This is a genomic window from Nannocystis pusilla (genome assembly GCF_020073745.1).
In the GTDB taxonomy this organism is placed as follows: domain Bacteria; phylum Myxococcota_A; class Polyangia; order Nannocystales; family Nannocystaceae; genus Nannocystis; species Nannocystis radixulma.
Genome location: NZ_JAIRAU010000047.1, coordinates 108,488 through 127,187, shown reverse-complemented (window position 1 = coordinate 127,187; position 18,700 = coordinate 108,488). Strand labels below are relative to the sequence as shown.

16 protein-coding genes and 1 pseudogene are annotated in these 18,700 nt (G+C 71.8%); 6 read left to right on the top strand and 11 right to left on the bottom strand.

What is annotated here, in order from left to right:
* The first annotated feature begins 1 nt into the window (after window position 1).
* The gene (locus K7C98_RS33650) at window positions 2-826 is read left to right on the top strand and encodes a 1,4-dihydroxy-6-naphthoate synthase (RefSeq protein ID WP_224195939.1); all 825 of its coding nucleotides are present in this window, start codon (window positions 2-4) and stop codon (window positions 824-826) included.
* A 195-nt stretch (window positions 827-1,021) separates the two neighbouring features.
* Here K7C98_RS33650 and K7C98_RS33645 read toward each other — a convergent pair whose 3' ends face one another.
* From K7C98_RS33645 to K7C98_RS33630, 4 genes are all read right to left on the bottom strand, one after another.
* Complete coding sequence (locus tag K7C98_RS33645; protein ID WP_224195938.1) at window positions 1,022-1,696, bottom strand: hypothetical protein; 675 nt, start codon at window positions 1,694-1,696, stop codon at window positions 1,022-1,024.
* A gap of 38 nt (window positions 1,697-1,734) precedes the next feature.
* The gene (locus tag K7C98_RS33640) at window positions 1,735-2,850 is read right to left on the bottom strand and encodes a hypothetical protein (RefSeq protein WP_224195937.1); all 1,116 of its coding nucleotides are present in this window, start codon (window positions 2,848-2,850) and stop codon (window positions 1,735-1,737) included.
* 53 nt (window positions 2,851-2,903) lie between these two features.
* The gene (locus K7C98_RS33635) at window positions 2,904-4,790 is read right to left on the bottom strand and encodes a lysyl oxidase family protein (protein ID WP_224195936.1); all 1,887 of its coding nucleotides are present in this window, start codon (window positions 4,788-4,790) and stop codon (window positions 2,904-2,906) included.
* A 234-nt stretch (window positions 4,791-5,024) separates the two neighbouring features.
* Window positions 5,025-5,792, bottom strand: a complete 768-nt coding sequence (locus tag K7C98_RS33630) for an ABC transporter ATP-binding protein (protein ID WP_224195935.1) — start codon at window positions 5,790-5,792, stop codon at window positions 5,025-5,027.
* A 108-nt stretch (window positions 5,793-5,900) separates the two neighbouring features.
* Here K7C98_RS33630 and K7C98_RS33625 point away from each other — a divergent pair, with 108 nt between their 5' ends.
* Both K7C98_RS33625 and K7C98_RS33620 read left to right on the top strand, forming a co-directional pair.
* Window positions 5,901-7,841 carry a YgiQ family radical SAM protein gene (locus tag K7C98_RS33625; protein ID WP_224195934.1) on the top strand — a complete coding sequence of 647 codons (1,941 nt, stop codon included), beginning with the start codon at window positions 5,901-5,903 and terminating at the stop codon, window positions 7,839-7,841.
* Between the two features lie 193 nt (window positions 7,842-8,034).
* Window positions 8,035-8,757, top strand: coding sequence for a hypothetical protein (locus tag K7C98_RS33620; protein WP_224195933.1), 723 nt, complete (start codon window positions 8,035-8,037; stop codon window positions 8,755-8,757).
* On the opposite strand, the gene K7C98_RS33615 is transcribed toward K7C98_RS33620, so the two are convergent.
* Window positions 8,714-9,628, bottom strand: coding sequence for a S1 family peptidase (locus K7C98_RS33615; protein ID WP_224195932.1), 915 nt, complete (start codon window positions 9,626-9,628; stop codon window positions 8,714-8,716). The genes K7C98_RS33620 and K7C98_RS33615 overlap by 44 nt on opposite strands.
* Window positions 9,629-9,783: 155 nt before the next feature.
* On the opposite strand from K7C98_RS33615, the gene K7C98_RS33610 reads away from it, so the two are divergent.
* On the top strand, window positions 9,784-11,061 hold the full coding sequence (locus tag K7C98_RS33610) for an endonuclease/exonuclease/phosphatase family protein (protein WP_224195931.1): 1,278 nt from the start codon (window positions 9,784-9,786) through the stop codon (window positions 11,059-11,061).
* A gap of 3 nt (window positions 11,062-11,064) precedes the next feature.
* On the opposite strand, the gene K7C98_RS33605 is transcribed toward K7C98_RS33610, so the two are convergent.
* The 4 genes from K7C98_RS33605 to K7C98_RS33590 all read right to left on the bottom strand — a co-directional run bounded on the left by K7C98_RS33605 (window position 11,065) and on the right by K7C98_RS33590 (window position 16,296).
* Window positions 11,065-12,090 (bottom strand): amidohydrolase family protein, encoded by a 1,026-nt coding sequence (locus K7C98_RS33605; protein ID WP_224195930.1) that lies wholly within the window; start codon window positions 12,088-12,090, stop codon window positions 11,065-11,067.
* Window positions 12,080-12,640: a hypothetical protein gene (locus tag K7C98_RS33600; RefSeq protein WP_224195929.1), complete on the bottom strand. Its 561-nt coding sequence runs from the start codon at window positions 12,638-12,640 to the stop codon at window positions 12,080-12,082. Before K7C98_RS33600 ends, K7C98_RS33605 begins: the two co-directional genes overlap by 11 nt.
* 348 nt (window positions 12,641-12,988) lie before the next feature.
* Window positions 12,989-14,560 carry an SPFH domain-containing protein gene (locus tag K7C98_RS33595; protein ID WP_224195928.1) on the bottom strand — a complete coding sequence of 524 codons (1,572 nt, stop codon included), beginning with the start codon at window positions 14,558-14,560 and terminating at the stop codon, window positions 12,989-12,991.
* A 182-nt stretch (window positions 14,561-14,742) separates the two neighbouring features.
* Window positions 14,743-16,296: a sigma-54-dependent Fis family transcriptional regulator gene (locus tag K7C98_RS33590; RefSeq protein ID WP_224195927.1), complete on the bottom strand. Its 1,554-nt coding sequence runs from the start codon at window positions 16,294-16,296 to the stop codon at window positions 14,743-14,745.
* Window positions 16,297-16,457: 161 nt separating this feature from the next.
* Between K7C98_RS33590 and K7C98_RS33585 the strand changes: the two genes are divergently transcribed.
* The gene (locus tag K7C98_RS33585) at window positions 16,458-17,381 is read left to right on the top strand and encodes a hypothetical protein (protein WP_224195926.1); all 924 of its coding nucleotides are present in this window, start codon (window positions 16,458-16,460) and stop codon (window positions 17,379-17,381) included.
* Window positions 17,382-17,743: 362 nt separating this feature from the next.
* On the opposite strand, the gene K7C98_RS33580 is transcribed toward K7C98_RS33585, so the two are convergent.
* Both K7C98_RS33580 and K7C98_RS33575 read right to left on the bottom strand, forming a co-directional pair.
* Window positions 17,744-18,127: a hypothetical protein gene (locus tag K7C98_RS33580; RefSeq protein WP_224195925.1), complete on the bottom strand. Its 384-nt coding sequence runs from the start codon at window positions 18,125-18,127 to the stop codon at window positions 17,744-17,746.
* Window positions 18,128-18,205: 78 nt separating this feature from the next.
* On the bottom strand, window positions 18,206-18,409 hold the full coding sequence (locus K7C98_RS33575; protein WP_224195924.1) for an addiction module protein: 204 nt from the start codon (window positions 18,407-18,409) through the stop codon (window positions 18,206-18,208).
* Window positions 18,410-18,423: 14 nt separating this feature from the next.
* Between K7C98_RS33575 and K7C98_RS45555 the strand changes: the two are divergent.
* Window positions 18,424-18,648: pseudogene (locus tag K7C98_RS45555) on the top strand (type II toxin-antitoxin system RelE/ParE family toxin); the annotation flags it as partial.
* Window positions 18,649-18,700 lie beyond the last annotated feature (52 nt).

Below are 18,700 nucleotides of genomic sequence, written 5' to 3'. Positions count from 1 at the left end.
GATGAGCGCGAGCGAGCCGCTGGCGATCGGGTTCTCGCCGTGTCCGAACGACACGTGGATGTTCGACGCGCTGGTGCGCGTGCCGGAGTTCGTGCCGGGGCTGCGACCGCTGCCGTGGCTGGCCGACATCGAGGCGCTCAACGAGCGCGCGCTGGCCGGCGAGGAGCCGCTGCCGGTGACGAAGCTGAGCGCGCACGGGCTGTTCTGGGTCGAGCACAACTACATGGTCTTGCGGACAGGTGCGGCGCTGGGCCGCGGCTGCGGGCCGCTGGTGGTCGCGCGCGCGGCGGGCGAGCTCGGCGAACTGGCGGGGCGCAAGATCGCCATCCCGGGCGCCTACACGACCGCGCACCTGCTGCTGCGCTGCTTCGCCCCGGCGTCGGCGACGGTGGTGCCGATGCGCTTCGATCGCATCATGCCGGCGGTCGCGGCCGGCGAGGTCGACGCGGGGCTGGTGATCCACGAGGCGCGGTTCGTGTTCCGCGACCACGGGCTGGTGCAGGTGGCGGACCTCGGCGAGGTGTGGGAGGCGGCCACCGGGCTGCCGCTGCCGCTCGGGGTGATCGCGGCCCACCGCTCGCTGCCGGCCTGGCAGGTGCGCGCGGTCGAGGAGGGGATCGCCCGCTCGATCGCGGCGGCGGAGGCCGACCCGGCCGCGGCGTGGCCGTTCGTCAAGGCGCACGCGCAGGAGCTGAGCGACGAGGTGTGCCGGCAGCACATCGCCCTCTACGTCAATCAGTTCTCCCGCGACATGGGGGCCGAGGGCGCGGCGGCGCTGGCCGAGCTGCGCGCGCGCGGGCGAGCGGCCGGGCTCCTGCCGCGCTGAGGCGCGGGGCCGGGGGCTGGGGGGTTCGCGGGCGAGCGGCGCGAGGGGACATGTCGTCGGGGACATGTCCAGGAGTGCATGTGGGTCGCGCGCTCGTGCCGCGTGAGGGCATGGCATGTCGTCGGGGACATGTCCGGGAGTGCAGGTCGAGCGGCGGCGGCACGCGGTCCTCGGCTGCCTGCTGGGTGGCGCTCGTCAGTCGCACCCGGGCGGATTGGCCGCGCAGATGGCGGCGAGCTCCTCGCTGCGGCTGACGCTGAGGTGGTCGTTGCACGCGCACACGGGTTGGCAGCAATTTTCGCCGAGGCGGCTGGCGATCGCGCAGGAGACGCCCGTCTGGCAACCCGGGATGTCTGGGCAGTCGGCCGCGGTCTCGCAGGCCTGCGTGCAGCGGGTGTGGTCGGCGACGTACGCGGGCGCGAGCATGCACTGGCCGGCGTCGGAGCAGACGGCTTCGGGCTTGCCACAGTCGGCGTGGGTCTCGCAATCGACCGGCAGCGGGTCGTCGTAGGTCAGGAGGCACATGCCGGACGCGCATCGCTCGCTCGAGGAGAGCGCGGTGGCCTGCGGTTGGAGGACTTCGTCCCCGTCGGGCGGGTCGGCGGTCTCCTCCCACGCCTCGGCGATGAGCTCGCACGGCTGGCCGTAGAGCAGCGGGTTCGGGTTGGCGATGGATTCCGTGGTGGCGCCGATGTCCGTGGCGCCGGTGAGGGTCGTGACGGTCAACTCGGTGCTGGCGGAGATGGTCGCGGCGGAGTCCCCGCCCTCGGTGAGCGTCTCGCCGATGAGCTCGGGGGTGAGCACGCAGGCGGGGGCCGTGGTGACGAGGAGGAGGGATAGGGCGAGCAATGCGGGGCGCGAGGCGGTCATGACCTGTGAAGTCCCCGGCACCGGCGGGTGCCGTCGAACTATTTTCGTGGCGCGCCGGCGCGCCGGCGGCGGACGAGCAGGAGCAGGGCCAGCAGCGGGGGCGGGCAGGCCGCGGCGAGATGGCAGGATGTCCTGAGGGATATGTCTTCAGAGACCTGTCCTTTTGCGCCGGAGCGTTCCTCGCAGTCGACGGCGGGCAGCTCCGGGCCGGGGGCGTGGCAGATGCCGGGGTCGGGGTCGGGGACGGTCGGCTCGGCGCTCTCGCCGGGGACGGCGAGGACGTGGACGAGCTCCGGGGCGACGGCGGTGGCGGTGCGCCCGGAGGGGTCGCGGATGTCGACGCGCAGGCGCAGCTCGGTGGCCGCGAGCTCGGGGGGCGGGTCCCAGGGGACGTGCAGGCGATCGCCGGCGATCGGCAGGTCGGCGGCGATCGGGAACCAGGTGTCCGGGGCGGCGTGCAGGGCGTAGGCGAGGTCGACGGTGGCGCCCGGCTCGGCGCCGACGCAGACCTGGAGGTCGAGGGCCTCGCCGTCGTACACGAAGGTCTCGCGGTTGGCGAACGCGGCGGCGGGGGGCAGCTCGCCGGCGGCGCTGTCGACGATCCGGAACAGGCCGCGGCGCGGGGTCCACAGGTTGGCGGGCGGGTGGAAGGTGTAGGCCGCGACCGCGTATGTCCCGGGGGACATGTCGTGAAGCTCCCAGAGGACGGGCTCGCGCGCGGCCTCGCAGTCGATCGGGCGCGGGGCTGCGATCGGGGTGATGCAGCCCGACCACTCGGGGGCGAGGGCGACGATGTCGGCGGGGCCGACGGGCGGGAGGAGGACGCCGGTGGCGAGGGCGGCGTGCAGGTCGAGCTCGGACAGCCACTGCGGGAGCGACTCGCCGGGGGCGAGCGCGCGGCAGAGGGCGAAGAACTGGTGGGTCGGCGCGCCGTGGGGGAGGTCGCAGGTGTCCTCGTGCGGGATCGTGTACGCGAGCGCGGCGGTGGGCGTGACGGCGCGATCGAGGGTGACGAGGCAGGTCTCGTCGAGGTGGACGACGGGGGTGCGCGGACGGACGGGGTTGCCGGCGCGCGCGGGGTCGGCGACCAGGGCCGTGAACAGGAGGGCGAGGGGCGCGAGGGGCGGGGAGGCGAGTTGCTCGCGGCGGGGCATGGGATGTGCTGTCCTTCGAGACATGGTCTTGTGAACATGTCCTGAGTGATACGTCACAGCGGCATGCACGCGACCTCGACGCCCGGGTCGCTGCGCAGGAGCGGGGCGGTGAACAGGGAGACCTCGCCGCCGGGCTCGTCGGCGGCGAGCGGGGCGGGGCAGGTGAAGCGGACGGTGGCCATGGCGCCGTCGGCGACGACGCCGTTGCCGAGCGCGTGGACGTAGGTGCACGCGAGCGGGACGCCGAGGACGGCGCTGACGGGGCACACGCGCACGGCCATGGGCGCGGCGCCGGCGGGGATCGTGCACCCGAGCTCGACGGTCTCGCCGGCGTTGCAGGTGATGGCGGCGGTCTGCTCGGCGAAGCCGCAGTTGCGCAGCGGGCCCTCCTGCTCGCGGTCGCAGGCGGCGGTGACGTAGCTGCCGACGGCGGGGAGCTCGACCGGGCGCTCGCCGACGTTGTTGCCGTCCCAGCCGCTGCTGAACTCGCACATGGGCCGCTCGATGGCGGCGCCGGTCTCGGTCCGGAGGTCGGTGGGCTCGTAGCGGAGGGCGCCGGCGTCGTCGAGCACGGGCGCGCCCTCGCAGAGGAAACGATCGGGGTTGGAGGTGAAGACCAGGGGCGCGGTGACGGCGGGGCCCGGGACGGCGACGTCGGTGACGTCGACCCACTGACAGTCGAGGCCGGCGATGTAGTCGTCGCCCCAGCCGGCGGCGATGCCCTGGTAGTCGCAGCTGCCGTAGGGGGTGTTGAGCGGGCTCTTCTCGTGGTTGCCGGCGCGCGAGGTGGTCTGCAGGCAGAACGACTGCTTGAAGCCCTCGGCGTGCTCGTCGCTGGCGTACATGAAGTCGCCGTAGAAGCGGAAGTGATAGTGCCGGTGGCAGTCGCTGTACTCGTAGATGTTGCGGGCGGCGAGCTCGCTGTCGAGGCCGTCGCCGTAGTAGTCGACCTCGCCGAGGTGGAGGTCGGCGCCGCCGACGTTCTGCACGCTGGCGTCGAACTGCAGCAGGCGGCGCCAGCCGGACCCGCCGACGCAGCCCTCGCGCATGGTGCAGCTGTCGGGGGCGATGTAGCGGTAGACGAGGCGGGCGGAGCTGCCGATGACGTCGCCGACGACGGCGAGGTCGGGCGCGTCGGGGGTGGTGACCTCGCCGAGCCGCACCTCGTCGGCGCGCTGCGGGTCCCAGGCGCGCCGCTCGAAGCGGACGACGGTGTCGACGGCGCCGACGTGGTGGTGCAGCGCGTCGACGCACGACTCGGTCGGCCGCGGCTCGCTGAGGTGACAGGCGTAGTCGGGCGCGACCTCGACGTCGCACTCGTGATCGAAGAATTCGGCGATGTTCTCCTCGTCGGAGGAGTCGGGCGGGAAGTCCTCCTCGTCGACGCAGGCGTAGCCGGTGCGCTGGCGCAGGTACTCGGGGTCGAGCGGGAGGACGAAGGGCTCCTCCCAGGTGCCGCCGACGTCGACGAGCGCGGGCTCGGAGGCGGGGATCGAGGCGACGTCGCCGAGGAGGGTGCCGGTGAGGGTGTAGTCGATGACGACGACGTCGTGGCCGTCGACGCTGTCGCGACGGGCGCCGCCCGCGGCGAACTCGTAGTGAAGGCCGGCGTCGGGCGGGAGCGGGAGCTGCAACTTGTCGTCGTGGAAGAACTGACGGAAGGCGAGGCGGTAGTTGGTCATGCGCGTCTGCCGGCGCGCGCGGGCCTCCCAAAACGCGAGCGGCTTGGCGAGGAACAGCTCGGCGGCGCGGTCGCGCGTGCCCGCGGGGAACTCGTCGAGGACGACGCCGACGCGGCTGGTCATGACGACGTCGATGAGGGCTCCCGGATCGCCGGGGGCGTCGGCGGGCTCGCACGCGAGGACCAGCGCGGCGAGCGAGACGGTCATGCAGTCGACGAGCAGTGAGCGGGCGTGAATCGGCTCGGTTCGCGCGGACATCGGCGGCTCCTTGAGGGCGACAGGAGAAAGTGACAGCGGGACGCTGAACAATTGCGTGGTTGACTTCGTTCGCGCGACTGTCGTCGGTCGAGCCCACGAGCGGGTCGCGAGCGAGGCATGTCGACCCTCCCTCGCCTGTCGCGGCGAACGATGTCGGCCGCCGCCGCTTCGTCGCGGCTCGCGGGCCTGTCACCGCGTGCGAATGGATCGATGTTCGGCGCGGCTCGACGTCCCCTAGGTGGACGCCTCGAACCACAGGCGGCCGTCTCGCTCGCGGGCGACCACGCCGAACGCGGCGCCGAGGTGCTCGGGGCTGAAGACGGCGCTGCAGGGACCGACGCGGGCGCGGCCGGCGGCCAGGAGCACGGCGTCGTCGGCGTGGCGGCGGGCGAGGTCGAGGTCGTGCTCGGCGACGAGGACGGCGACGCCCTCGCCTGCGAGCGCCCGCAAGTGGCGGTAGAGGCCGAGCGCGTGGCCGATGTCGAGGCCGGCCGCCGGCTCGTCGAGGATGACGACGGCGGCCTCGGCGGCGAGCATGCGCGCGAGCATGACGCGCTGGCGCTCGCCGCCGCTGAGCTGGCCGACAGGCCTGTCGGCGAAGGCGCCGAGGCCGAGCCGCGCGAGAGCAGCGGCGGCGGCGGCGGCGTCGACGTCGCGCGGCGGGCCGAAGCGCGGCAGGTTGGGCAGGCGGCCGAGGAGGACGACCTCGCGGACCAGGAGGTCGGGCTCGGCCGGGCAGTGCTGCGGCAAATAGGCCAGCCGGCGGGCGCGCGCGGCAGGCGAGAGGGCGGCGAGCGAGTCGCCGAGCAGCTCGATGCGGCCGGCCTGGGGGCGGTCGAGGCCGGCGAGGGCGCGCAGGAGGGTCGACTTGCCGGCGCCGTTGGGGCCGGCGACCACGCAGATCCGGCCGCGGCGGAGGTCGAGGTCGAGGCCGTCGTAGAGGACCCGATCGGCGAGCCGGTGCGACAGGCCGCGAGCGGCGAGGGCGGGCGCGTCGGTCATGCGAGGCATTAATAGGAGGAAGCCGGGGGGTCCGGGCGAGCCCGCGGCAAGAGGTGGCGCACGCGCGGGCGCGGGCGCGCCGGCGCCGGATCGACTAGTGTTCGCCGCATGTCGCTCGTCCAGCTCAGGGCCAGCAAGACGGCGCCGCCGCGCGACCTGCGGGCGTTCCTGCCGATGACCCGCGAGGAGATGGACGCGCGCGGGTGGGACGAGCTCGACGTCCTCATCATCAACGGCGACGCGTACGTCGACCACCCGGCGTTCGGCGGGGCGCTGATCGGCCGGTTCCTCGAGGGCCGCGGGCTGCGGGTCGGGATGATCGCGCAGCCGCGCTGGGATGACCCGAAGGACATCTCACGCCTGGGCCGGCCGCGGCTGTTCGTCGGCATCACGGCGGGCAACCTCGACTCGATGCTCAACAAGCTGACGGCGCAGAAGAAGGTCCGCGGCGAGGACCAGTACTCGCCCGACGGCGCGCTCGAGCAGCGGCCGAACCGCGCCAGCATCGTCTACGCGAACCTGGCCCGGCAGGCGTTCCCGGGGCTGCCGGTGGTGCTCGGCGGCATCGAGGCGAGCCTGCGGCGAATCGCCCACTACGACTACTGGAGCGACCAGGTGCGCCGCTCGGTGCTGGTCGACAGCAAGGCCGACCTGCTGATCTTCGGCATGGGCGAGCGGCCGGTGTGGGAGCTCGCGCGCCGCCTCAAGGCGGGCGAAGACATCGGCACGATCCGCGACGTCCGCGGCACCGCGGTGATGCTGCCCAAGGGGCAGTGGGAGCACCTGCCGAAGAGCCGCTACGTGCGCGACGGGCTGCCGCTGCACCTGCCGAGCTTCGAGGCGGTGAGCGCCGACAAGGACGCGTTCCTCGAGATGTCGCGGGCGTTCCAGCACGAGACCAACCCGGGCAACGGGCGCCCGCTGATCCAGCCGCACGGCGACCGGGCGCTCTACTGCAACCCGCCGGCGCTGCCGCTCGACATGCGCGACATGGATCAGCTCTACGACCTGCCGTTCGTGCGCCGCCCGCACTGGACGTACGAGGGCAGCAAGATCCCGGCGTTCGAGACGGTCAAGCACTCGATCGTGACGATGCGCGGCTGCTTCGGCGGCTGCACGTTCTGCTCGATCACCGAGCACGAGGGCCGCATCATTCAGTCGCGCTCGGCCGAGAGCGTGCTGCGCGAGATCCGGGCGCTGCGTCGCATGGGCGACTTCCGCGGGGTGATCTCCGACGTCGGCGGGCCGACGGCCAACATGTATCGCATGCGCTGCAAGAGCGAGGAGATCGAGCGCGCGTGTCGGAAGCTGTCGTGCGTGCACCCGGGAGTGTGCGAGAACCTCGACACCGACCACGCGCCGCTGGTCGACCTGCTGAAGAAGGTGCGCCAGTCCGAGGGCGTGCGCCGCGTGTTCATCGCGTCGGGTGTCCGCTACGACCTGGCAGAACGATCTCCGGCGTTCATCCGCGAGCTCGCCACACACCATACCGGCGGACAATTGTCCGTGGCGCCGGAGCACGTGAAGGACGAGGTGCTCGCGCGGATGAAGAAGCCGGGCGTCGCCAGCTACGAGCGCTTCGCCGAGCAGTTCGCGTGCGCGAGCGAGGCCGCCGGCAAAGATCAGCATTTGGTGCCGTACTTCATTTCGGGGCACCCCGGCAGCACGCTCGACGACATGGTCGATCTCGCGCTATGGCTCAAGGCGCGGGGCGTCCGGCCGCGACAGGTGCAGGACTTCATTCCCACGCCGATGAGCATGGCGACCTGCATGTACTACACGGGTCGCGATCCCTTCACGCGCGCGCCGGTCTACACGGCGAAAGAGCTGCGCGAGAAGAAGCTGCAGAAGTCGCTACTTCTTTATTGGGACGAGTCGCAGCATCACCTCGCCCGCGAGGCGCTGCGGCGAGCCGGTCGCGCTGCTCTCATCGGTCACGGACCTTCTTGTCTGGTGCCGCCGGAGGGAGGAGCGTCGCGTACATCGAGCGTGTCGCACGTCGCAGGCGGCAGGCGGCCGCGGCGCGGGCTCAGGCCCGCGGGACCGTGACTCGGGGGCCGCGCCGGTCCGCCGTCGGGTCCTGCGCCGGATTCGCCGGAGCAGGTTCGCCCGCGTGACCTCGCTAGCGCACGCGCTTTGGCGAAAGAGTAGTTCCGGGTCACAGGGGTTCATGGCTAAGATGCCCCAACTTATGACGATGATGCGGAGCACGCGACGCGTTGTGTTGGCGACCCTGGCGACGATGAGCCTGGCAGCTTGCGAGTCGCTGTTGAACCCGACGACGAAGGTTTCGCTGGCCATCTCGCACCACGGTACGCGCGACGCGAACGGGGTTCTGCCGGATTTCGGCGAGCCCGACGCTGCCCGCGTGTTCGTCAACGACAAGGGCTGGGAAATCTCGTTGGCCGAGGGCGTGATCGTGATGACCGCGGCGCAGATCGAGTCGTGCGCCGGCGAGAGCTTCGACTTCGAGCTGCCCTACGGTCCGTTCCCCGAGTACCAGCTGGCGCAGGATCAGGACCTCGTCGACTTCGCCATGGTCGACCTGCCCGAAGGGTCATATTGCAAGCTGCGCGTCGAGTACGGCCGCTACCAGTCGTCGCTGGCCGAGCAGGCGTTCGACACGCCGTACACGGTCAAGGGCCACGCGCCGATCGAGGGGATCACGGTCTACCTCGCCGGCACGGCGCGAGACCTGGCGAACGGGAGCGAGGGCGCCAACTTCGGCTTCAAGACCAATCAGACGGCGATCGTCGAGCTCGACCTGAGCACCTCCGTGGAGGGCCGCCCGCTCGTGATCACCGGCAAGGAGCCGGGCGGCAAGGCGCTGACGGTCGCCAAGACCTACGACGCGTTCTTCCGCGGCCTCGACTTCGCCAGCTACGACAAGGCGGCGATCGAGGCCGGGCTGCTCGAGGTGCTCAAGGCCGAGACGTACGTCGTCGTCGGGCCCCAGATCTTCTGAGGCCGACGAGCGCGAGCAACACGGCGAGCCCGAACGAGCCGCCGGCGTCGCCGCTGCGGCAGCCGCAGCCTTCGTCCGACTTCGGCGAGATGTCGAGGCAGTCGCAGGCCTCGCACGCGTCGGTGCGCAGGTCGACGCCTGTCTCCTGGTTCAGCCAGCACAGCGCGGCGTAAGGGATGCCGTAGAAGCCGCCCTTGCCGCAGGTGTAGCCGCGCGAGACGACGCCCGCGAGCGCGAGCTCGCCGGAGGCGAGCGTGACGAACGCGGGGCCGCCCGAGTCGCCCTGGCACGAGTCGAAGCCCATGCCGCCGGCCTGGAACTCGAGGCCGGTGGTGCTGAAGCGGACGATCTCGACGTCGACCTGGCGCTTGAAGCCCTTGAGGTCCTTCTCGTCGTCGCCGAAGCCGACCACGGTGATCGGGGCGCCGACGTACATCGACTCGTCCCACTCGGCCTGGCTGGCGATCGGCCGCGTCGGCTCGACGCTGGTGATCGGCCGATCGAGCACGACGTAGCCGTAGTCCCAGATGTCGACCTTGCACACGTCGGGGTCGGTGCCGCAGAAGTCGGGGTGCGAGCCGTGCTCGACGACCCCGACGACCTCGTCGTACTGGGAAAACACGTCCTCGCCGACGACCACGTGCATGAGCGACGGCGAGGGGTTGCTGTCGAGGCAGTGCGCGGCGGTGAGGACGACGGTGTCGCTGACGAGGGTGCCGGTGCACAGCACGTCGCCCATGAGGATCGCCACGACGCTCGGCCACGAGCCCGGCTCGACGAGGTCGCCGCCGTAGATCGGACTGGGCGCGGGCCCAGGCGCGGTCCAGGGGAGCGGCGAGGCGAGGATGGCGACGAGGCCGAACTGCAGCATGCGACAAGAATAACCCGGGTCGCGGGCGATCCACGGGTCTCCGCCCCGCGTACCGCGCGGCCGTGAGCGAGATCGAAATTGCCCGAGGCGCGCGGGGGCAGACCAGGACAGCGCCCCGGCGATCTGGTACCGATCTGTCCGACCCGGGGAGGCGCGTGCCGACGAATCTCTTCGCCTATCCTAACCTGGTCTCCGAGCCAGGTCCCCTCCCGCTCCGCTCGCAGCTCGACCACGACTTCACCGACGCGCTGGCCCACATCGCCCGGATCCGCACGCGCCGGCGCCTGGAGCGAGACCCGGTGTTCCGCACGATCCGCCCGCAGCTGGAGCGGGTCCTCCGCGGCTTCGAGTGGGATCTGGAGCCGACGCTCGGCCACTCGCTGACGCCGCGGCGGCCGGGGACCGTCCGCGCGGTCGCCTGGAACGTGGAGCGCGGGAAGCGCTTCGAGGGCCTCCACACGCTCCTGACCTCCGACCCCGAGCTGAGCGCGGCCGATCTGCTGCTGCTGACCGAGGTCGACATCGGCATGGGCCGCTCGGGCAACCGCAACGTGCCCAAGGAGCTGGCCCACGCGCTCGGCATGGGCTACGTGTTCGCCAACTATCACATCGTGCTGGTCGAGGGCGACCGCGGCGAGCGTGGCCACGGGGTGCCGAACACCAAGGCGATGCACGGCTGCGCCCTGCTGACCCGCTTCCCGGTGCTGCGCTTCGAGGCGGTTGAGCTGCACGAGCGGCGCGACAAGTTCCACGCGACGGAGAAGCGGATCGGCAACAAGCGCGCGCTGCTGTGCGAGCTGCTGCTGCCCGACGGGCCGCTGACGGTCGCGCTGGTCCACCTCGACCCGTTCGCCGGCCCGCGCGACCGGGCCCGCCACATCCGCGAGATCGTGGCGCGCCTGCGCGAGTTCGGCGGCGAGCGCATGCTCCTCGGCGGCGACCTCAACACCAACACGTACGACCTGAGCAGCGGCCGCGGCCTGGCCTACAACTTCTTCTACAAGCTGACACGCTTCGGCATCGAGGGCATGGCGGCCCAGTACATGAAGCCGGAGGAGCACTTCGAGCGGGCGGTGTTCGCGGCGATGCGCGAGGGCGGGTTCGAGATCGACGGCTTCAACGACTTCACCCGCGGGACCATCTACTACGACATCTACGACCCCGAGATCTTCCGCAAGGCGCTCGACTACATGCCGAAGGCGATGCGCCGGGTGATGTGGACGTACCTCGAGCGCCGGCTGGCGCCGTGGGGCGGGCGGGTGCCGCTGCGCGTCGACTGGTTCGCCGGCAAGGGGCTGCGCCCGCGCGCGCCGCAGGTCATCGAGCGGCCGGTCGCCGAGGGCAAGCTGGTGTCGGATCACAACCCGATCGTGATCGACCTCGAGCTCGGCCCGGATGGCGAATCGGACATGTCCGAAGAGTCCGATGAGTAGGCGTCACTCGCGGCGGTAGGCGCCGAGCCAGGCGCGGGCGTTGCCGCCGAGGACGCGCGAGACCGCGGGGTCGGCGAGCGCGAGGCCGTGGTAGACGCCGGGGGTGAACGCGCCGATCCGGGCGCTGTGGCGCCAAAACTCGAAGCGCTCGCGCTCGAGTAACCCGAGGTTGGCGGACAGCTGCAGGTCCCACTCGCGCGCGGCGCCGGCGTCGCGGCCCGCCGCCCGGGCGGTGACGAGGTCGGAGCCGAACAGGAAGCGCTCGGGCTGGACCTCGATGAGGGCGCGCAGGCGATCGCGGTCGGTCTCGATCGCGGTGAAGCCGTCGACGCCGGGCAGGCCGGCGCCGTGGCTGGTGTCGACGCGCAGCCGCGGGAACTCGCGCAGGAGGCCGGCCAGGCGATCGAGGTCGGTCCGGCTGCCGCACAGGTGGGCGCACACCAGCTCGAGCCGCGGGTGGGCGCGCAGGAGCCGGGCCAGCTCGTCGCGGTAGCGGACGGTGTTGACGTGGGCGAGCACGGGGACGGAGTGATGCTCGAGCCACTCGAACAGCGAGGCGTGGGCCGGGTCGTCGAGCGGGCGCGCGTGCAGCTCCTGGTGGCCGGCGTAGAGCTTGACCCCCCGAGCGCCGCGCTGAAACCAGCGCTCGAGCTCGGCGATGCCGACCTCGGCCGGCTCGACGGTGATGAAGGGGAACAGGCGATCGCGGTGGTCGGCGGTGGCGGCGAGCAGGGCCTCGTTGGCCTCCCGCCAGCCGCGCAGGCGGGCGTCGCGGCCCGGATCGAGGCCGAGGGCGGGATCGAGGTGCGGCGAGGCGATGACGACGGCGGCGGCGATCGCCTGGCGGTCGAGCGCGGCGAGCAGCTCGTCGACGGCGCCGCCGACGAGGTGGACGTGGACGTCGACGCGATCGCGAATGACCTCGTCGACGGTGGCGGTCGGCTCGGTGGGCGTCGGCGCGCCGCAGGTCAGCGCGAGGCCGGTGAGGGCCACGATCGCGGCGCGCCACGGTGCGGGCTCAGCACTCACACTCGTCCTCGCCTTCGTAGTTGCGCACGGAGACGCTCAGCCGGTACGGGTACTCGGCGGTCGGCGTGTCGCTGTGGACGCGGAGGAGCAAGCCATCGGCGTATTCATCGCCGGAGCCGGCGAGCGCGAGCACGCCGCCGTCGGCGGTGTGGGCGATCAGCGGCTCGCGGGTGTCGGCGCGGTAGACCTCGATCGTCATGGCGTGCTCGGGGCCGGCAGCGATCACCGGCTCCCCGCAGGCGGCGCCGCACAGGCCGGCGTCCTTCACCAGCGCGCGGACGAGGAGGTAGTGCGCGTCGTAGTCGAGGCCGGCGACCTTGAAGCGGTACCAGTCGTCCTCGCCGGGGCACAGGTAGGCGCCGTCGACCTCGTGCCAGACCGACGCCTCGTCGGCCGAGTCCCAGGTGATGTCGGTCGGATCGTCGGGGTCGTCGTTCGGCTCCCACCGGTCGTTGAGGGGGCAGGCGACAGACTCACGGGTGTCGGCGTCGTCGTCGCCGGACGAGAGGTCGCAGGCGGCCATCGACAGCGCGACAATGGCCTGTCGCAAGAGACAGGTCCAGCGCGGCGTCGCGGGCGAGGTCGAGGCGGGCAGCATCGGTCGTCGTGCTGCAAACGTGGACCGCCCGCGGTGCCGGTCAACCGGTCGCGCCGCGCGAGGGCGGAGGGCAGGGGGGTGGCCGCCGGCGCGGCGACGAAGGAGCCGGGCGAGCCGCGAGGAGCCGCGCAGGCGCCGCCCGTACGGCGCGCGAGGACATGTCCAGAAAGACAGGCGACGCGCGTGACGATGGGCCCGGCGCTCCGCGCGGGCGATCTGGGATGTCCGAAGAGACAGGGCGTGGGGCGCCGCCCGCCACAGGGGTCGGGCTGTCTCTCGGGACATGTGGGGCGACGACCTTCACCGGTCCGGCTGGCTGCTGTCCGCAGGGACAGGCGCGGCCGGCGTGGCGAGCAGGTCGGTGCCGACCTTGCGGGCGAGCGCGAGGACCTCGCCGATCCCGCGGGCGACCATGGCGGAGGGGTCGGCGCCGTCGCCGAACGAGGTGATCTTGACCTCGCCGAACTTCTGCGCGAACGCGCCGGCGATCGCGGGCAGGCCGGTCTCGACCAGGGCCATGCGGATCCGGTCGTCGGAGACGAGGTTGTCGACCTCGCGGGCGGCCCGGGCCACGGCGGCCCGGACCTCGCCGGCGAGGCGCTCGAGCTGCAGCTCGCGCTCCTTGAGCCGCGCGGCGGCGGCGCTCTCGAGGTCCTTGAGCTCGGTGCTGGCCTTGCTGCGGTTCAGCGCCAGCTGGGCGGCCAGCTCGACCTCGCGCTGCTGCGTGGTGTGCTTGACCTCGAGCAGCTGGCGCTCGGCCTCGGCGTACTTGCGCTCGCGCGCGAGCTGGGCCAGCCGCACGGCCTCGGCCTGGGCGGCCTTCTCCTGCTCGATCTGGGTCTTGGCCCGCAGCTCGCCGAGCAGGCGCGCCTGCTCGCGCGCGCCTCGCTCCTCGGCGAGCTCGGTGGCGGCCTTGAGCTCGGCGAGGGCCCGCGCCTGCTCGCGTGCGGCTCGCTCCTCGGCGAGCTCGGTGGAGCCCTTGAGCTCGGCGAACAGGCGCATCTGGTCGCGCACGCGCTGCTCCTCGGCGGCGCGCGCCTCGATCTCGTCGCGCTTGGCGGCCTCGGCCAGCTCGATCTGCATGGTGCGGCTCTCGGCCTGGGCCTTGAGCTCGCGCGTGGCGGTCTCGCTGGCGATCCTGGCCTCCTCGATCTGGCGCGACGAGGTCGCCTCGAGGGTGGCGATCTCGCGGGCGCTCTCCATCTCGGCCATGCGCGCGCGCAGGGCCAGCTCGGCGCGGAACCTGGCCTGCATGTCCTGGAACACGGTGTCCGACAGGATCTGCACGTTCTGGATCTCGACGGTGTCGATGACCACGCCCCAGCCGGTGGCGGTGGTGTCGTCGGTGCGGCCGCGGCCCTCGACGATCGGCACGAGCTCCGCCATCAGCTCGCGCGCGATCGACTCCTTGCGCCGGGTCATGGCGTCCTCGACGCGCAGGTTGGCGACCAGGCGCCGGGTGGCGCCGACGAACATCTCGGTGAGGATCTCGCCGAGCTTCTCCTGCGCGCGCTCGCTGTAGGAGAAGTTGAGCATGCGGAAGGTCAGCTCCGGCTCGGCGATCCGGTAAACGGCGAGGCCGGTGATCTGCACGCCGACCTTCTCGAGCGTGACCTGGTCGGCGGTGAACTGCAGGCGGTTGATGGTGGTCGGGATGACGGCCACGCTGTCCCACGGCCACTTGAAGCAGCTCGCGCCCTGACCGGTGCTGGCGCGCCGGATCCGTCCGCGGCGCACGTGGATGAGGTACTCGGACGGCTTGGCGGTGATGAAGCCCCAGCGCTTCATCTTCTCGGGGTCCTCCACAGGCTTGCCCTGGCGCCATTGGCTGTCGGGGGTGGCGGGCGTGGTGGTGGCGGGCTTGGTGGTCATCGTTCGACTCCTGCGCGAGGCCACTTAGCAGGCGCCGTGCCAGCGACCGCGGCGGGCGCCGGACGCGACGTTGCCCGGGGCCGCGCCCGCGGCCGCGCGTCGAGCCACGCGCGCGGGTGCATCGAAACGATACACGTGGATCGTGATGAGACAGGTGCCGCGAACGGCGCTGGAGCCGGGGCTCAGGCGCGGATCTTGAGCGCCTTGATCTTGCGCAGGAGGGTGGCGCGGCCGATCCCCATGGCCCGCGCGGCGCCGCTGCGGTTGCCGTCGTGGGCGGCGAGGACCGCCTCGATGTAGAGCTTCTCCATCTCGGTCCACGACAGGCGCGCGAGGTCGGCGGCGGCGCCGCGGCCGCCCTTGCGGCCCGCGGGCGGGAGCTCGCGCGGGTCGGCAGGCAAGGGCAGGTCGGCGACCTCGATGGCGTCGCCGACGCTGAGGACGACGGCGCCCTCGATGCAGTTCTCGAGCTCGCGGATGTTGCCCGGCCAGCTGTGCGCGTGCAGCCGCGCGAGCGCGGGCGGCGAGAAGCGCACGACCGGCTTGTTGTGGCGCTGGGCGAACCCGGCGAGGAAGTGATACGCGAGCTGCTCGAGGTCCTCGGGCCCGCGCTCGCGCAGCGGCGGCATGGCCAGCGAGAGCACGCGCAGGCGGTAGTAGAGGTCCTCGCGGAAGCGCTGGCGCGCGACCATGTCCTCGAGGTTGCGGTTGGTGGCGGCGAGGATCCGGACGTCGACCTTGAGGGTCTTGCGCCCGCCGACCCGCTCGAACTCGCGGTCCTGCAGGACGCGCAGCAGCTTGCTCTGCAGCGGCAGCGGGACCTCGCCGAGCTCGTCGAGGAAGACGGTGCCGCCGTCGGCGGCCTCGAACTTGCCGACGCTGCGCTGGTCGGCGCCGGTGTACGCGCCGCGCTCGTGGCCGAAGAGCTCGTTTTCGATCAAGGTGGCCGGGAGCGAGGCGCAGTCGACGGCGACGAAGGGCCGCCCGGCGCGCGGGCTGTTGTAGTGGATGGCCCGCGCGATCAAACCCTTGCCGGTGCCGGTCTCGCCGGTGATGAGGACGGTCGCGTCGGTGCCGGCCGCGCGTGTCACGAGATCGTAGACGCGCCTCATCCGCGCGCCGCCGCCGACCACGCCGTTGAAGCGGTAACGCAGCGGTCCGCCGGTGGGGGCCCGCAGCTGCGCGTAGAGGCTGGTGCTCTCGACGAGCATGGCGACCTGGCTGGCGAGCGCGCGCAGCAGGGCCTCGTCGTCGTCGTCGAAGGCGGCGCCCTTCTTGTTGAGCAGCTGGAGCACGCCGAGGATCTCGCCGGCGCGATCGAGGACCGGGACGCACAGCATGGAGCGCGTGGCGTAGTTGGTGGCCCGGTCGATGGCGCCGTAGAAGCGCGGGTCGCCCTCGGTGTGCGAGAGGTTGATCGCCTCGCCGGTGCGCGCGACGTGACCGGCGATGCCCTGACCGACCTTGAGCCGGATCTCGCGCAGCTCGGGCAGATGCGCGGCCTTGCTGAACAGCTCCCCGCGGGCGCGGTCGACCAGATAGAAGGTGCCGCGGTCGGCGTCCATCGCCTTGGTGACGGTGTCGATGACCTGCGCCAGCAAGGCGTCGAGGTCGACCTCGCGGCGCACCAGCTCGCCGAGCGCGAACAGCACGCTGTCGCGATCGACGCGCGTCCGCTTCGCCGGCGCTTCCGGGGTGGGCGTTCGCGCGGGCTTCTTGCGGGCTGCTGGCTCCATCCGTGCCGAGTGTATCAAAATGAGACGGTGCGTTGGCGCGCCGCTGCGTCGGCGCTGGAGCCGCGAGAGCAGGGGCTGGAGCAGCGCCGCGCGGATGCAGGCGTTGACTGCCGCGCAGCCGGCACGCGATAAAAATCGCCATGATTGAGAAGCTGGGAACCGTGAAGGGCTTGGGCATTGCCGCGCTCGTCGGCGCGCTGCTGACCGCGGGGTGCGGCGAGAAGGGGCAAGACACCGAGACCGACACGAGCACTCCGACGACGGATCCGGGGACGGATCCGGGGACGGAGTCGAACACGGGGCCGACGACCGGGCCGACGACCGGGTCGATGACGGAATCGACGAGCCCGACGGGCACGAGCACGGAGGCCGACACCGAGGCGCCGACGACCACTGACCCGACGACCGAGGGCGGCACGAGCATGTGCAACCCGAAGACCCAGGACTGTCCCGAAGGCCAGAAGTGCGTGGCCTACGACTCGATGGCGATGAACTACTGGGACGCCAACAAGTGCGTCGAGGAGCCGGTGAACGGCGGCGTCGTCGGCGACCCGTGCAACATCAACCCCGGCGAGTCGGTCTTCAGCGGGCTCGACAACTGCTCGAAGGGCACGATCTGCCTCAACTTCGACTTCCAGACCGGTCAAGGCGGCACGTGCACGGCGTACTGCGGCGAGGGCAACAGCTGCGGCGACGGTGAACTCTGCCTCGAGACGGCCAACGAGGGCGTGCTGCCGATCTGCCTGAAGTCGTGCGACCCGCTGCTGCAGGACTGCGAAGGCATGCAGGGCTGCTACGGCGACGCGTCGTTCGGCGGCTTCATCTGCTTCTCGCCCGACACGGGCGCCAACACCGGCGACGACAACTCCCCCTGCGAGTACACCAACGCCTGCCTCGCGGGCTTCAGCTGCCAGGCCGCCGAGACGGTCGAAGGCTGCGACGAGGGCTCGACCGGCTGCTGCACGCCCTTCTGCTCGGTGTCCGGTGGCGACGCCGACTGCGCCCCGAGCGAAGACTGCGTGCCGTTCTTCGCCGACCCACCGCCGGGCACCGATGACGTCGGTGTCTGCGTGATCCCGAGCTGAGAGGCGAGACGCCGCCGCGACGAGGAGCCGCGACGAGGGATCGTCGCGGCTCCGATCGCGAGACGCGAGGTGATGGCGAGCGCGTCGGTGCGCGGCGGCTCGCAGCGCGGCGACGTTGAGGCGAGCCACATGACGCGGCGCGTCGAGAGGTTGCCGCGAGAGACGCGGAGCGTGGGAGATGACGAGGCGAGGCGCGCGAGACGCAAGCCGCGTGACGAGAACGCCGGCGACTCACGGCGAGACGAGACGCGGACAGGTCGCGCCGAGGAGGTGCGTCGCAGCTCGGCGGCTCGTGCAACGCAAAGAGCCGCGACGCCAAACGTCGCGGCTCTCGGAGCGCGCGTCGTGACGCGAGGAGGATCTCAGTTCGCTGCCCGCGGCGTGGGGCGGGCGAAGATCCGGTCGAAGGCGTCCTGGACCTCTTCGGACATGTCGGTGAGCGTGCCGAAGCCGATGAGGTAGAAGGGCCGGTCGCGGACGGTGACGCGCCACACCTGCATCGGCTGGCCGTCGGTCAGCTCGTCGATGAGACCGGCGCGCAGGGACGCAGGCTCCTCGACGTAGAGGGGGGCGACCGCGGCGACGCGATTGCCGAGGTCCTTGTCACCCGCGCCCGCGAGGAGCAGGCCCTCATGCGTGGCGAGCGTGAGGTGCTCCAGGCCGGTCCGCTGGGCGACCGCCCGGAGGTAGAGATCCCCGGCGAGGCAGGGGTTTTCGCTGCGATCTTGGCGTCGTTCGTGCGTCATCCGACAAAACTCCGGTGTGGGTGATGTAGGATAAATGCCGACTTCGGCGAGGACAAAATTTCTGCGGATCGGGCCGCCTCAACGCGAAGTGCGCGCGTTCTTGCGCTTCTTCTGCGGCGATGGAGGACCAAAGACTTCTCGCAGCACCTGATCGGCGGGGATGAGCTCGACTTCCCCGCGGTCCAACTCCGCCAACCTGCGCTTCAGCGCCTTGGCCAGCGTGACCTCATCAGCGTCCGTGAGGATCCGCGGCGGGCCTCCTGCAAAAGAATCGGTCGTCATCCCGATTTCGTAGCATGACGCGCGAGTTTGAGCCGGGAAAAAGAGTCGGCTTTCATCCGGAGGCGCAACGCGAGACCGAAGAGGCGCGCGGCTTTGCCGCGCGCCTCGGCCCGGTCCACGTACGACGCGTCGAGCGGGCTATCCGCAAGGCCCTCGATGACATCGCTCGATTCCCCCAGGCCTGGCCGCCGTACCTGTACGGGACTCGTCGTTGTTTCCTCGTCGGACTGCCGTATTTCTTCGTCTATCGCCGGCGGCGGCGGCTGGAGGTCGTCGCGCTTTGCCACCACC